The following is a 14,449-nucleotide window of genomic DNA, read 5'->3' on the forward strand; positions in this document are numbered from 1 at the left end:
ATGCAGTCATTAGAGATGGATGAATTTGCCTATTGGCCACGAGTTTATCAATGGGGCGTGATTGCTTTGGTGTGCTTTGCACTTCTGCTGTTAGGTTGGTGGTTTTACTTAGTGCCACAGCATCAAGCGCTTAGCCATGAAGAGCAGCAAGAACAAAGTCTTAAATCGTTGTTTGAAATTAAAGCTCGTCAAGTGGCCGCGTTGCCTAAGTATGACCAGCAGCTCAAGCTATTGAATCAACGTTACCAGCTGTTGCAACAACAGTTGCCCGAACAAAAAGAGCTAGCGACTTTGCTTGCTTCGATAAATGAGCTTGGTATTAAGCACGATCTCACTTTTACCCGTATTGATTGGGGAGAGCGCCAAGTGACTAGCGAGCTCTATCGCTACCCATTGAATATTGAACTGACAGGCAGCTACGAGAATATCGGAGATTTCAGTCAGGCCATTGGCGAGCTGCCAAGGATAGTTAACTTTGCTGACGTAGATTGGCAGCGGGTAAGCCAAGAAAGCAAAACCTTGCACTTTCGTGTTCGAGCCTTTGCCTATCAGTTTAGACCGGGGTCCACAGATGCAGAAAAATAACACATGGATGGTGCTGCTGATGGCTGGCCTTTTGTTTGGGTGCCAAGAGGATAAACCCTCGATTGAGCGCTGGGCGAGTAAAACTCAAGCCATGGCAAAAGCCACCGTAAAGCCCTTACATCAAAGTGCGGTGTATCAAGCGGAGCCTTTCCATTTCTCAACTACCAGCCATCCATTTAATTTGCCTAAAGTGCGCCAAGTCGCACCCAATAAATCGCCTACTCGTCAGTGCTGGCAGCCTGAAGTGAAAGGGGCAATCGCACCACTCGAGCGATATCCGCTCGCCCAACTACAACTGACCGGCATTATGCAGCGCAGCGGAACTCCCACCGGATTACTTCGTGCGCCAGATGGCAAGGTACATAAAGTTCGCACTGGTTCTCGGCTTGGATTAGACAATGGGCAAGTCGTTAATGTGGAGAAAGGCTTTATCGTCATAGAAGAAGTGATGGCCGATGGACTAGGTTGCTGGCAAAAGCGTCAGGTCAAACTGGCATTAAACCGTTAGAGCCTCTAGTGAATAATGAATATTACAAGGAAGTAGCAATGAAAAACGCAGTTTGTTGGTATGCGTGGCAACACTATTTAATTAGTTTTCTGGTCCTGTGTGTGCCGCTTAGTGCGGGAGCTGCAACAGGTAGTAAAGTCCAGCCATTAGATGAAAACTCGGTACCGATCGTCTTGAACCAAGCCGGGGACAAAATATCGATCAACTTTCAAGACATTCCAGTGCGAAATGTGCTGCAGCTGATCGCCGACTACAACCAGTTTAACTTAGTCGTATCAGATGATGTGGGTGGAAGCGTGACACTCAAGATTGATGATACGCCTTGGGACCGAGTACTTGATATCATTTTGCAGCTCAAGGGGTTAGATAAACGAGTTGTGGGAGATGTCGTCTTGATTGCGCCTAAACAAGAGTTTGAACTGCGTGAACAAAAGCAGCTCAAGTTGGCTAACCAGAATACTAAGCTCGAACCGTTAAGTACCCAAGTGATTGAAATAGAGTTTGCTAAAGCCTCAGAAGTGGCGGAAATGATCGGCGGAGATGGCTCAATGTCCATGCTATCTGAGCGAGGCTCTATCGCCGTAGATGAAAGAACCAATACACTTCTACTGCGAGATGTTGAGCAAAACGTGGTCATGATCCAGCAGATCATTGACGATCTCGATATTCCCGTAAAACAGGTCCAAATAGAGGCGCGGATCGTTACTGTGGTCGAAGGTGAGCTAGAAGAGCTAGGGGTCCGCTGGGGATTTTCTTCAACCAATGGCAGTGTGACCGCAGGTGGTAGTATTGAAAGCAACTTGGCGGCCACTGGCCTTTATTCTGGTGGAGGGGATGATGAAGATAGCTCGCTACCGATAGAAGACTTTCTTAACGTAAACCTCGGTGCAACTAACGCCAACGCCTCAAGCATTGCGTTTCAGTTTGCCAAGCTGGGCTCAGATACCTTGGTCGACCTTGAGCTGTCAGCTCTGCAAAGTGAAAACAAAGCGGAAATTATCTCAAGTCCACGTTTGATCACCACCAACAAGAAACCCGCTTATATCGAGCAAGGTACGGAGATTCCTTACATGGAGTCTTCATCGAGCGGAGCGACCACGGTTGCGTTTAAAAAGGCCGTATTGAGCCTAAAGGTTATCCCACAAATTACCCCAGACAATCGCATGGTATTGGACCTGAGTGTGACGCAAGACAGACCCGGTCGAGTGGTTAAGGCGGGCACAGGAGAAGCAGTCACGGTTGAAACTCAGCGGATCGGTACTCAGGTGTGGCTTGAAAATGGGGAAACCTTGGTGCTCGGCGGTATTCATCAACAGAGCTTGTCTCAATCAGTCGATAAAGTGCCACTGCTTGGCGATCTACCTTTGTTAGGCGCTCTGTTTCGCCGTGAATATGAAAACATTGGCAAAAATGAACTGCTCATTTTCATCACGCCGAAAATTGTTGTGCAGTAAGTACAGTTAGCGGAATAAAATATCGCTCACGTAAGTAGATGAAATAGCGGCTGTAAATAGTCGCTATTTTGCTATAAATGAAAAATTCGGTTGCATTGTTGTGGTCTTAATTGAGATAATTTTGGGTCTGATCACGAATTATCTGTGAGGAATTGGTGCCTCGGGAGCAACTTAAGCAATGAAATCATTAGCTTTTCCCTTGGCGATGTCATTGAATTAACGTTGTAAATTACTGCTAAACATGGCTGAAAAACGTAATATTTTCCTTGTTGGCCCTATGGGGGCTGGCAAAAGCACTATTGGTCGTCACCTTGCTCAACAACTTCACATGGAATTTGTTGACTCTGATACCGTTATCGAAGAACGCACTGGCGCAGATATCGCTTGGGTATTTGACGTTGAAGGTGAAGACGGCTTCCGTAAGCGCGAAGAGTCTGTAATCAACGACCTGACTGAACAACAAGGTATTGTTCTAGCAACAGGCGGCGGCTCAGTAAAAAGTAAAGATAACCGCAACCGTCTATCTGCACGCGGAATTGTCGTTTATCTAGAAACTACAATTGAAAAGCAACTTGCACGCACCCAACGTGACAAGAAGCGTCCACTACTGCAAACGGATAACCCACGCGAAGTTCTAGAAGACCTTGCTGGTGAGCGTAATAGTTTGTATGAAGAAGTGGCTGACTTTGTCGTTCGTACCGACGATCAAAGTGCAAAAGTGGTAGCCAACCAGATCGTAAAAATGCTAGAAGAACGTTAAGTTCTTAATTTTGGAGAGCAAACCCATGGAACGGATTACGGTCGAGCTTGGTGAGCGCAGCTACCCAATCTCTATAGGCGCTGGGTTATTTTCAGACTCAGCGCACTTTTCCCAAGTCAAATCTCAACGTGTCGTTGTTGTTAGCAACGTGACCGTTGCCCCGCTGTACGCGCAAACTGTCGTTTCTCAGTTTGAGGCTCAAGGGTATCAGGTAAGCTTGCTTAGCCTTCCTGATGGTGAGCAGTACAAAACTCTAGATACCTTCAACACCATCATGACTTTCCTGCTAGAAGGAAACTATGGCCGTGACGTGACTCTGGTTGCGCTTGGCGGTGGTGTGATTGGTGATCTTGTCGGCTTCGCTGCTGCGACCTACCAACGTGGTGTTGATTTTATTCAGATCCCAACCACCTTGTTGTCGCAAGTGGACTCTTCTGTTGGTGGAAAAACCGCAGTTAACCACCCTATGGGTAAAAACATGATCGGTGCTTTTTACCAGCCTAAGTCGGTGGTGATTGATACTAAGTGCCTTTCAACCTTGCCTGAGCGTGAATTTGCCGCTGGCATGGCAGAGGTGATCAAGTACGGCATTATCTATGACCAGGAATTTTTCACTTGGCTTGAAGAAAACATGGCATCGCTGGTGGCATTAGACCCTCAAGCGTTGAGCTATGCGATTGCCCGCTGCTGCCAGATCAAGGCAGAAGTGGTCGAGCAAGATGAAAAAGAGTCTGGCATTCGTGCGCTTTTGAATTTAGGTCATACCTTTGGTCATGCGATTGAAGCTGAGATGGGCTATGGTGTTTGGCTGCATGGCGAAGCCGTATCGGCAGGCACGGTACTGGCGGCTAAGACAGCTCAAATGCACGGACTGATTAATCAAGCGCAATTCGAGCGAATCGTCACTATACTTAAAAATGCCAACTTACCAGTGAACGCACCTAACAGTATGACTTTTGACGACTTTATCAAGCACATGATGCGTGATAAAAAAGTACTTTCTGGTAAATTACGTTTGGTATTACCAACGAGCATCGGCACCTCAAAAGTAGTGTCTGATGTTCCTAATCAAGTTATCGAGCAAGCTATCGAAGTGTGTCGCGACCTATAACACTTCGTCAGTGTTTAAGGTGGGTGGCCAATGAGTTTGGCTCATGAATTACGAGTATTAGAATTACCTTCTCAAGTGGAGCTGCTAGACAGATTGCAGCTCCTGACTCGTTTTAGCTCCAATTTAGTCAATGTCCGTGGCGTGAAAGGTGCGGGCAAAACTTGGCTGGCTCAACGCTTTTTAGAAGCGTGGGCAACCGATAAAAATCAAGCACTTCTACTTTGTCACCCTAATCAAGATGATGCTCAGCAGCGTTCGCTGTTGCTCAGTCAGGTAGTGAGTGACCCGCTGTTTAACCAAAATGACCCTGTGGTTGAGAGTTTTGCTCACTTAGTAGGGGATGAGCCTTGCGATATCGTCATTGTGGTTGATGACGCCCACCTATTAAGCGAAGACTTACTCACCGAGCTGTGGATGCTTGTCGTTGAAGCTCAGCAGCAGCCCAAGTGGATGGTCAATATCGTGCTATTCTCTGAAGGGGATGCACTAGAGCACATTTTGACTCGCATCAGTTATGGCCAAGAAGGCAAACCGGTTGATTTAGAAGTAGAGACACTGAGCCATGAAGAGGCACAGGAGTTTACTGAACTCTTAGTGGTCAAATACGCCAGCAGTCTCGATGCCAAACAGAAAATTCGTAAGCAAGCACTTAAGTGCCCGCCGCTACCGGGGCCATTGATGGATTTAGGGAATAAGAAAGTGGAAAAAAGGATAATTATCCGCTCGGTGACGGAATCACCATTGCGCATTGCCGCCGTCGCCTTGGTTATTTTGCTCCTAACCGCTGCTGGCTATTGGTGGCTTTACAGTCAGCCGAAGCCTATGCCGATGGGTGGTGACACTGAAATGGTGGATGCGGGCATCGAAACTATCCAACCTGAGATGGTTAGTGGGGCCAAAGCGACAGATACAGATAGCAGCGAGCCTTTAGAGTCCATGGTCGTCGTGGAAGATGATTCCGACGCACTTCCGCCAGCGCTGGCCGATGGTATTGCCTCTGTTGGTGGTGACGGCAATGACGGTAAGCGAGTTGTGGTGCCTTCAGATGTTGTAGATGCTCTGCTGGAAGAGCGCACCCCACCACAAACTGTGCAGGTGATTGACGATGCAGTCACCGACGCCAAGCAAGACGCAGTTCAACAACAAGCGCAAACTCCACCGGAAACAAAAGTGGTGCTTGACGACGCCGCACCAGTAGCAAGCGAGGCGACAACGGTCACTACACCTGAAGAAGTGCCGGCTGCGCAAACCAGCGCATTGACGACTGCTCATCAAGAGCTGCAAGCCCTTAGTCCAACCGATTACACCTTACAACTGGCGGCGCTGACCAGCGAAGCCGAAGTAACAGCGTTTATTGCTCGCCATCAGTTGGAAAACAAAGTTCGAGTCTACAACACCGAGCGAAATGGAGCATTGTGGCACATAGTGACTTATCGAAATTTCCCAACCATTCAGCAGGCGCGTGATGCGGTTTCTGAGCTGCCTCAATCGCTACAATCGATCGGTGCATGGGCAAAATCTGTTAACCAAGTGCAGCGAGAGATAGTAAGTGACAATTAACGCTGAGGTTTACGGCAAAATGTGTTACATTCCGCAGCCGTAATTTTTGCTGTAGTGGTTTGATCGTTCAATGAAGAAACAACGCGCTTTTTTAAAGTGGGCAGGTGGTAAATATGGTTTAGTTGAAGACATTCAACGCCACCTTCCGCCAGCGAAAAAACTGATCGAGCCTTTTGTCGGGGCGGGATCGGTGTTTCTGAATACTGACTTTGAACGTTACCTGTTAGCAGACATCAACCCAGATCTGATTAACCTCTACAACCTGCTCAAAGAAGAGCCGCAACGTTACATCGACGAGAGCAAGCGTCTTTTCCAGCCAGACTACAATCGTAAAGAAGCGTATTTGGACATTCGTGCCCAGTTCAACGCCAGTGACGATGTGTTTTTCCGTTCGGTTGCGTTTTTGTACATGAACCGCTTTGGTTTTAATGGTTTGTGTCGCTATAACAAAAAAGGCGGTTTTAATGTGCCTTTCGGTTCTTACAAAAAGCCTTATTTTCCTGAGCAAGAACTAGAGTTTTTTGCACAAAAAGCGAAGAAAGCGACTTTTGTTTGCGAAGGTTACTTAGAGACATTTAGCCGAGCACGCAAAGGTGCCGTAGTGTATTGCGACCCGCCTTACGCTCCGCTCTCAACCACCGCCAACTTTACCTCTTATGCTGGCAACGGATTTAGCTTAGATGACCAAGCTGCCCTTGCCGATGTCGCTGAGCGCACTGCAAACGAGCGTGGCATCCCTGTACTTATCTCCAACCACGACACCACCTTAACTCGTCGTCTATACCACGGTGCAGAGCTTAATGTGGTTAAGGTGAAGCGTACTATTAGTCGTAATGGGGCTGGGCGCAATAAGGTTGATGAACTACTCGCCCTGTTCAACCCGACAAAATAGTCGAAAACTCAACTATCAAAATTGCCTCTAGGATTTAAACGATTGCTTAGGTAGAATTGCGCCCAATTTCTACCCAATAACAAACTCCCTACTATGAGGCCTGTGATGAAAGACTTCCTAATCGCGCCATCTATCCTATCTGCTGACTTTGCTCGTCTAGGCGAAGACGTAGAAAAAGTGCTTGCTGCTGGCGCTGACGTAGTTCACTTTGACGTAATGGATAACCACTACGTGCCAAACCTAACTTTTGGTGCGCCAGTGTGTAAAGCACTACGTGACTACGGCATCACAGCCCCAATCGACGTTCACCTAATGGTTAAGCCAGTGGACCGCATCATCCCTGATTTCGCAAAAGCGGGCGCAACTATGATTACGGTTCACGCTGAAGCGACTGAGCACTTAGACCGTACACTTCAGTTGATTAAAGAGTGTGGCTGTCAGGCGGGTGTGGTATTTAACCCTGCAACGCCACTTCACTACTTAGATTACATCATGGACAAAGTAGACATGATCCTACTCATGTCTGTGAACCCTGGGTTTGGCGGCCAATCATTTATCCCGAACACTCTTGATAAACTGCGTGAAGTACGTGCACGTATCGATGCATCTGGCCGTGAGATCCGACTAGAGATCGACGGTGGTGTGAAAGTGGATAACATCCGTGAAATTGCAGAAGCGGGTGCTGACATGTTTGTTGCAGGCTCAGCTATCTTTGGTCGTCCAGATTACAAAGAAGTGATCGACGAGATGCGTGCTGAACTTGCGAAAGTTAAGCGTTAATCGTTCGTATTTAGTATCATCGAAGCGAGAGCATTGGCTCTCGCTTTTTTTATATCTACAGGTTTTCAGTTACAGGAGTGGCTAAGTTGTTGGATTCAATAAAACTTATCGCATTTGATTTGGATGGTACTTTGCTTGATAGCGTGCCTGATTTGGCATGGGCTGCGGATAAGGCGGTGCAGTCGCTAGGCTTTCCAGCCGTGCAGGAAGTGCAGGTAAGAGACTGGGTAGGCAACGGTGCCGACGTACTGATTGCGCGCTCTCTTAGCCAAAGCATTACGCCAGACCCGCAATTAAGCGATGAGTTGAAACAAAAAGCTCGCACCCTGTTTGATGATTTCTACCACCAAAGCGGCCATGCACTTAGCCATCTTTACCCTAAAGTGGTTGAGACGTTGAATGCATTGCACCAAGCGGGATTTACACTGGCGCTGGTCACTAACAAACCGTCTAAATTTGTCCCTGATATTTTGGCGCATCACGGCATTGAGCATCTATTTGTCGACGTGCTCGGCGGAGACTGTTTTGAAGAGAAAAAGCCCAATCCAATGGCGCTTAACTGGCTGCTCGAAAAGCATCAACTTGAGCCTTCACAGATGCTGATGGTCGGTGATTCTAAGAATGATATTTTGGCTGCAAAAAATGCGGGCTGTCATTCGTTTGGCCTAACTTATGGTTACAACCATGGTGAGCCAATCAGCGATTCAGCGCCTGATTATGTGGCAGACTGTGTGGCTGAGCTTCTAGAACTCAAATAATCGAGCCTAGCGCCGAGTTTATTTAGATTCGGGGCTAGAAAATTGTCTGCTAATCAGTACACTCGAACATTCACCAAATAATTCCTAACTGAGAAATAAAGCAAGGATATCTCCACAATGAGCAACTCAAAAAAACCGATCGTATTGAGTGGTGTTCAGCCATCAGGCGAACTTAGTATTGGTAACTACCTGGGTGCTCTTCGTCAGTGGCAACAGATGCAAGATGACTACGATTGTCACTACTGTGTGGTAGACCTACACGCAATCACTGTTCGTCAAGATCCGAAAGCACTGCGTGAAGCAACTCTGGATGCGTTAGCTATCTGTCTAGCGGTGGGTGTTAGCCCTGAGAAAAGCACTCTGTTTGTGCAGTCTCACGTACCAGAGCACGCTCAGTTAGGTTGGGTTCTTAACTGCTACACCCAAATGGGTGAGCTAAACCGTATGACTCAGTTCAAAGATAAATCGCAGCGCTATGCTAACGATGTGAATGTGGGTCTATACGATTATCCAGTGTTGATGGCAGCCGACATCCTACTTTACGGCGCACACCAAGTGCCAGTGGGCAGTGATCAGAAACAGCATCTAGAGCTTGCTCGTGATATCGCGACGCGTTTTAACAACATCTACAGCCCAGAGCAGCCAATCTTTGAGGTGCCAGAGCCGTACATTCCAACCGTGAATGCGCGTGTAATGAGCCTTCAAGATGCATCGAAAAAGATGTCTAAGTCGGACGATAACCGTAAAAACGTTATCACCCTGCTAGAAGAGCCTAAGTCGATCATCAAGAAGATCAACAAAGCGCAGACGGATGCAGATAACCCACCACGTATCGCTCACGATGTGGCGAACAAGGGTGGCATCGCAAACCTAATGGGTCTTTACTCAGCAGCGACTGGCCTGAGCTTTGACGAAATTGAGCAAAAATACGCAGGCGTTGAGATGTACGGCCCGTTCAAGAAAGATGTGGGCGAAGCGCTGGTTGCTATGCTAGAACCAGTACAAGCGGAATACCGCCGTATTCGCAACGACCAAGCGTACCTAGAGCAAGTGATGCGTGAAGGTGCTGATAAAGCGTCAGCACGAGCGGCGCAAGTATTGAAGAAAGTTTACGATGCAGTAGGTTTTGTGGCTCGCCCATAATTTTTACCCAACGAAACTCACTAAGGCCAGCATGATTGCTGGCCTTTTTTATGCCTCTACTTGCCTATAGGTTTCATATCGTAAGTTGACGGCAAATAATGAGACCTGAAGCTAGTATTTGAGTAAATATTCCATTTAATTTTCATCCGTATCTAAAGGTGTTGAAACTGTTTTTTTGTTCGAAAATTCCTCATTTCAATAGTGATGAGCTTCTCATCAAATTGCACATATCCTTTTCTATTTCATGACTAAGAGTGACATTGGTCGCCAGCTGATGCTGGGTATCACTTTAGAATAATTCACTGCATTTTTCGTTTTTGTGCAGAGATCCCCTCCTGTTTATCCCAGCGGGCGTAGATAGCAACGTTAAAAACTTAAAAATCAGAAAGGAATTGATATGACCAACAAGAATGCTATTGCGATAGCCTTGTCGGCAATGTTTGCCGCCACTGGCGCTCACGCAGCCACCATATATCAGCAGGACAATGGTGATTATATGAAGCTGTATGGTGAAGTTGGTGTCGGCGGGCACATAGGTGCGCGTTACGAATACGGAGAGTTTTACACCGAAGATAAAAGCTACATCGATGACTCATTCGCCACCATGGGGGTGAAAGGGATCAAAGACAAAATGCATTATCGCTTGGAGCTGGATTATGAGCGAGAGAACTGGCCAGGCGGTTCAGGAGACATGGTACTGGCGATAGACAAAGTTTTTCTTGGCTATGATGTGTTGGATGATCACTACCTTGAAGTTGGCCTAACCGATACTGCATTTGATGATTACGACAAGTGGGGTGATTTCACCTTTGATACCACAGTTGAAACGGGTGAAGCGGGCGACCAAGACCAAACGGTGAAATATGAAGGGCTGTTGTTTGACAAGATCAAAGTCGCTGGCTCGTACACTTATGCGGGTAAAACCAGCTCCGGCTCTGAAGTGGGTAATGTCACCAGTAGCTACATTGGTTACTTCGATGACGATTACTCTGCGGTGATCGGATATGAGCGACGCACCGGTTCTGAAGGCCGTTCTAAGTACGGTAAACAACAGTTGGTGGGACTTGGCGCTCGATATCGTGCCACTGAAGATCTTTGGTTAGGTATCAACGGCTTCTATGAAGAAGAAGATATAGCTCAAGAAATCACGCCGATCGATGTCACCGATCCTAACAACAAAATATATGTCTATAACGATTTCCAAACCTTGAAAAACAAAGGCGCTTTAGTCTCAGCCAAATACGCACTGACTGATATTTGGGAGCTTACGCTGTCGGCAAACTACGAAGCGTATGAGAAGTGGGACAAAGAGAGTAAGTACTGGGATGGCAAAGATTCCAGTTGGGGTAAAGAGCGCACTTGGCAAACGTTCGGTGTCAACTATCGCCCAACTCGTTCTTCGGTGATTGCACTTGAGCTTAACGCAGGTGAAGCGGCTCAGCGTGCTTATGCTTACGCACGCGTTTACTTCTAATTCAGGGATGCAAAAGGAAATTAAAATGAATAACAAAATAACGCTTTTAGCTGGCGCCATTTCTGCGGTGCTCAGTGGTGGTGCATTCGCCGATATCAATAACGTGGTGATCTCTGAGTATGTGGAATCCAGTGTTGATGCATACGCCAAAAACAGTGCCATTGAAATTACCAACACCGGCAGCACCGATGTTTCCCTAGATAGCTACGCAATCTATTACAGCAGCTACAAAAACAAAGTTTTAAAACCCAATGGTACTGACTCAGTGTTGAAAGGCGTCACTATCGGTGCGGGTGAGTCGATTGTGATTGTCGCTGAAGATGCCACCAGTGATTTAACCGATGCGACGACGGCAAATAGTGCCACGGTGATTAACTCTGGCAGCTATGGCAGCATTCGCTTCGATGCGCTTAACTTCAATGGCGATGACGCTGTTTGGATCGGCGCTGCCGATAATGCAGATACTATCCACGACATCATTGGCTCTAATAGCTCAAGCTGGGGCAAAGAAGTCACACTGCGCCGAACCTCTGACGCCAAAACGGCAGATGCGACTTATGTGGCAGCGCACTGGAAAAATGTCGGAACCGATATTTATACCGACCTAGGTAAGCCAACGTTTGAAGACCCAGCGCCGGTAAGCGAAGGGGCGTGTACTATGGCTGGCGATACCATAGTGGTGAAGAGTGTCGGTGAAGTACAAGGTGAGGGTAACTTCTCCCCGCTGATTGCTGAAGGGGAGTATATCTCGACCGATAGCTACAAAGTGACGGGCGTGGTGTCTGCGGTAACATCCTACCCAGCCAGTGGCTTCTACCTTTACGCCGAAGATGGCAATGAGAAAACCTCTGACGGGGTGTTTGTTTACAGCAAAAGTGCTAGCGATGACTTAGTCGGTAAAACCGTTTGTGTCGTAGCCAAAGCGAAAGAGTATTACGGATTGACTCAGCTTGCGCTGCAAGATGACTGGGAGATCATGGATGATACCGTGACTACGGTTGCACCCGTTGAGCTGAAACGTATTGCCAGTGACACGACATTCGCTTCAACGCTTGAACGTTACGAAGGTATGCTGGTCACAACGGTTGCTGAAATGGGTAATTCAGATGCAGAGCAAGCGGAGATTGACGCTATCGTTGACCAGGTGACGGTGACTGATGAGGGCGAAAGTGAAGCAGAACTTGCGACTAAGTTACAACTTGCCAAAGAGGCGAAACAGCAAGAGCTAGCTAAAAAAGCACTGCGAGTATCACGTAGCTTTAGCTTTGATTACGATTCGTTCCGTAACAACATGGTACTGGCGTATAAGCGTCCAAACCCTCAACCGAATCAAGATCATGTCGCTGGCAGTGCCGAGTCTCTAGCACAGGCGGCAGAAAACAATGATTTTCGTGTTTACGTTGAATCTGATGGTAAAGCGGCCAACGGACAGATCCCATATTACCCAGCATTTGCTCAAGACCCTCAAAATAACTACGTTCGAATCAATGACAGTGTTGTCGGTTTGACCGGGGTGCTTGATTACTCCTACAGCAATTTCCGCATCATAGTGCCAAAAGCGCTTGAAGAGAGTGGCAATATTACTTTTGTGCACAACACTCCTCGCACGAGTGCACCAAGCATTAACGAAGATTACGGCAAAGATGGCTTCACCATTAAAGTGGCGACGCAAAACGTCTTGAACTACTTCAACTCACCTTATGGCGGTAGCTCTAACAACTTTGGTGATAACCGCGGCGCAGATTCACAGCAAGAGTTTGAGCGCCAACAGGCGAAACTGGTGCAAGCTATTTATGGCCTTGACGCCGATGTATTGGGCTTGATGGAGATAGAGAACAACGGCTTTGGTGATTTTGGTGCGATCAAAGAGTTGTTGGCGGCGATCAACCTTAAATACTATGACGAAGACTATGGTGATCGTGGTAAGCAAAACTCGATTCACAATCGTTACGTGTTTGTCGGCTTTGATAAAAATGGCGATACCATCTTAGATGACCAAGATACCGTTGGCTCTGATGCGATCACCACGGGAGTGATTTACCGTCCGTCGAAAGTGGCTTTGGTCGGTGGCAAAATTATTCCGATGCCTTCACAACACGCACCACAAATTGTCGACGAAAATGGCGCAGTGATCCTAGATAGCAAAGGCGAGGTGCGTGAAAGTGGCAACAACTATCAGCGTAATACAGTTGCAGCGACCTTTAAGGTGCTTCATACCGGTAAAAAACTGACGGTTGCGGTTAACCACCTTAAATCTAAAGGCTCTACCTGTTATGAAGATTGGCAAGGCTGGCAAGAGTGGGAGAACTTTGATCCAGTCAAAGATGATGTGAAGAACGACGATTACCAAGGATCGTGTGAAAACTTCCGTGTTGCTGCTGCCTACCATCTAGGTAACGAAATGGAAAAAATCGCTGGTGATAAAGTGATTTTGGGTGATATGAACGCTTATGCCCACGAAGATCCAATGTTGGTGCTTACCAGTAATCCAACGGGCAAGACCATCAAAGCGGCGGGTTACACCTTCTTTGGTGATATTCCACAGTTTGGCCCTGAGGGCGCTGTGATCACTAAGACCTTTGGTTACCTCAATGCTGTCGATCTAAAAACAGCCGAAGGGGAAACCTCCTGGAGTTACTCGTACAACGATGAAGTGGGGTCACTGGACCATATGTTGATCAGTTCGTCATTGAAAGCGCGTTTAGTCGATGCGACAGATTGGCATATCAACGCTCCAGAGTCGTCGCTGTTTGACTACAGTGATCGCTACAAAGGCGGTGACAGCAACGAACCAAACCCGTTTTATGCTGAAACACCATACCGCTCTTCTGACCATGATTCGGCGATTATCAGTCTGGGTTACAAATATGGTGAAGCGGGCGATGTGCCAGTGAGCATTGGCACTAAGAGTGGTCGTGCCGATATCGCTTTCCCTGTTGGCGCAGATGCCAAAGCGGGCGATGTTGCGACTATCTCGATTTCTCCTGCGATGGAGCGAGTCAACTTACCTAAGGTGACGTTGACGGCTAATGGTCAACAAACAGTGATGTTTGATGTGACGGGTTTAGAGTCTGGTCGCTATACAGTGTCAATGGCCTTGACTGGTTTGAGAGATACAGAATCTGAAAGCACTTTGGCTGAGCAAACCTCCAAGGTGATTGAGTCCAAATCTCTCACTGTCGATATCGCCAAACGCGATAGCAGCAACGTGAAACCAGTAACACCAGAGTACGACGGTACTGGCGGATCTGGTGGTAGCTTAGGCTTAGGCGCACTGCTCGCCATGTTTGGTCTAGGCTGGCTTCGCCGCCGCCGATAAATGCACTTGTAAAGTAAAAGGGTCAGCTCATCGCTGGCCCTTTTTACCACTTTCCCATGCACGAGCCTTGCCTTTCTTGCTCACTTGGGCACAATACCGCCCTGA

General features: G+C 47.5%; 12 protein-coding genes. All 12 read left to right on the forward strand.

Features of this window, described 5'->3' with window-relative positions:
* The 12 genes from J4N39_RS01200 (at nucleotide 1) to J4N39_RS01255 (ending at nucleotide 14,344) form a co-directional block, all read left to right on the forward strand.
* Nucleotides 1–585, forward strand: a complete 585-nt coding sequence (locus J4N39_RS01200; RefSeq protein WP_252021232.1) for a type IV pilus inner membrane component PilO — start codon at nucleotides 1–3, stop codon at nucleotides 583–585.
* Entirely contained in the window at nucleotides 572–1,093 is a 522-nt protein-coding gene (locus J4N39_RS01205) for a pilus assembly protein PilP (protein WP_252021234.1), read from the forward strand. The genes J4N39_RS01200 and J4N39_RS01205 overlap by 14 nt, the downstream gene beginning before the upstream one ends.
* A 38-nt stretch (nucleotides 1,094–1,131) precedes the next feature.
* The gene (locus J4N39_RS01210; protein ID WP_252021236.1) at nucleotides 1,132–2,547 is read left to right on the forward strand and encodes a type IV pilus secretin PilQ; all 1,416 of its coding nucleotides are present in this window, start codon (nucleotides 1,132–1,134) and stop codon (nucleotides 2,545–2,547) included.
* A 241-nt stretch (nucleotides 2,548–2,788) separates the two neighbouring features.
* On the forward strand, nucleotides 2,789–3,307 hold the full coding sequence (gene aroK / locus J4N39_RS01215; RefSeq protein WP_252021238.1) for a shikimate kinase AroK: 519 nt from the start codon (nucleotides 2,789–2,791) through the stop codon (nucleotides 3,305–3,307).
* 25 nt (nucleotides 3,308–3,332) lie between these two features.
* Complete coding sequence (aroB, locus tag J4N39_RS01220) at nucleotides 3,333–4,418, forward strand: 3-dehydroquinate synthase (RefSeq protein ID WP_252021240.1); 1,086 nt, start codon at nucleotides 3,333–3,335, stop codon at nucleotides 4,416–4,418.
* 30 nt (nucleotides 4,419–4,448) lie between these two features.
* Nucleotides 4,449–5,978, forward strand: coding sequence for an SPOR domain-containing protein (locus tag J4N39_RS01225; protein ID WP_252021243.1), 1,530 nt, complete (start codon nucleotides 4,449–4,451; stop codon nucleotides 5,976–5,978).
* Between the two features lie 70 nt (nucleotides 5,979–6,048).
* On the forward strand, nucleotides 6,049–6,870 hold the full coding sequence (locus tag J4N39_RS01230) for a Dam family site-specific DNA-(adenine-N6)-methyltransferase (RefSeq protein ID WP_252021245.1): 822 nt from the start codon (nucleotides 6,049–6,051) through the stop codon (nucleotides 6,868–6,870).
* 105 nt (nucleotides 6,871–6,975) lie between these two features.
* Complete coding sequence (gene rpe / locus J4N39_RS01235; protein WP_252021247.1) at nucleotides 6,976–7,650, forward strand: ribulose-phosphate 3-epimerase; 675 nt, start codon at nucleotides 6,976–6,978, stop codon at nucleotides 7,648–7,650.
* Nucleotides 7,651–7,739: 89 nt separating this feature from the next.
* Nucleotides 7,740–8,408, forward strand: a complete 669-nt coding sequence (locus J4N39_RS01240; protein ID WP_252023580.1) for a phosphoglycolate phosphatase — start codon at nucleotides 7,740–7,742, stop codon at nucleotides 8,406–8,408.
* 117 nt (nucleotides 8,409–8,525) lie between these two features.
* Entirely contained in the window at nucleotides 8,526–9,551 is a 1,026-nt protein-coding gene (trpS, locus tag J4N39_RS01245; protein ID WP_252021249.1) for a tryptophan--tRNA ligase, read from the forward strand.
* Between the two features lie 397 nt (nucleotides 9,552–9,948).
* Complete coding sequence (locus tag J4N39_RS01250; protein ID WP_252021251.1) at nucleotides 9,949–11,025, forward strand: porin; 1,077 nt, start codon at nucleotides 9,949–9,951, stop codon at nucleotides 11,023–11,025.
* Between the two features lie 25 nt (nucleotides 11,026–11,050).
* Nucleotides 11,051–14,344 carry an ExeM/NucH family extracellular endonuclease gene (locus J4N39_RS01255; protein WP_252021253.1) on the forward strand — a complete coding sequence of 1,098 codons (3,294 nt, stop codon included), beginning with the start codon at nucleotides 11,051–11,053 and terminating at the stop codon, nucleotides 14,342–14,344.
* The last annotated feature ends 105 nt before the right edge of the window (nucleotides 14,345–14,449 follow it).

This window comes from Vibrio sp. SCSIO 43136 (genome assembly GCF_023716565.1).
Classification (GTDB): Bacteria; Pseudomonadota; Gammaproteobacteria; order Enterobacterales; family Vibrionaceae; genus Vibrio.

Bases quoted from the DNA above. Each gene is read 5' to 3' on its own strand.
- J4N39_RS01200 (WP_252021232.1), top strand. From the start codon at position 1: ATGCAGTCATTAGAGATGGATGAATTTGCCTATTGGCCACGAGTTTAT.
- J4N39_RS01205 (WP_252021234.1), top strand. From the start codon at position 572: ATGCAGAAAAATAACACATGGATGGTGCTGCTGATGGCTGGCCTTTTG.
- J4N39_RS01210 (WP_252021236.1), top strand. From the start codon at position 1,132: ATGAAAAACGCAGTTTGTTGGTATGCGTGGCAACACTATTTAATTAGT.
- aroK (WP_252021238.1), top strand. From the start codon at position 2,789: ATGGCTGAAAAACGTAATATTTTCCTTGTTGGCCCTATGGGGGCTGGC.
- aroB (WP_252021240.1), top strand. From the start codon at position 3,333: ATGGAACGGATTACGGTCGAGCTTGGTGAGCGCAGCTACCCAATCTCT.
- J4N39_RS01225 (WP_252021243.1), top strand. From the start codon at position 4,449: ATGAGTTTGGCTCATGAATTACGAGTATTAGAATTACCTTCTCAAGTG.
- J4N39_RS01230 (WP_252021245.1), top strand. From the start codon at position 6,049: ATGAAGAAACAACGCGCTTTTTTAAAGTGGGCAGGTGGTAAATATGGT.
- rpe (WP_252021247.1), top strand. From the start codon at position 6,976: ATGAAAGACTTCCTAATCGCGCCATCTATCCTATCTGCTGACTTTGCT.
- trpS (WP_252021249.1), top strand. From the start codon at position 8,526: ATGAGCAACTCAAAAAAACCGATCGTATTGAGTGGTGTTCAGCCATCA.
- J4N39_RS01250 (WP_252021251.1), top strand. From the start codon at position 9,949: ATGACCAACAAGAATGCTATTGCGATAGCCTTGTCGGCAATGTTTGCC.
- J4N39_RS01255 (WP_252021253.1), top strand. From the start codon at position 11,051: ATGAATAACAAAATAACGCTTTTAGCTGGCGCCATTTCTGCGGTGCTC.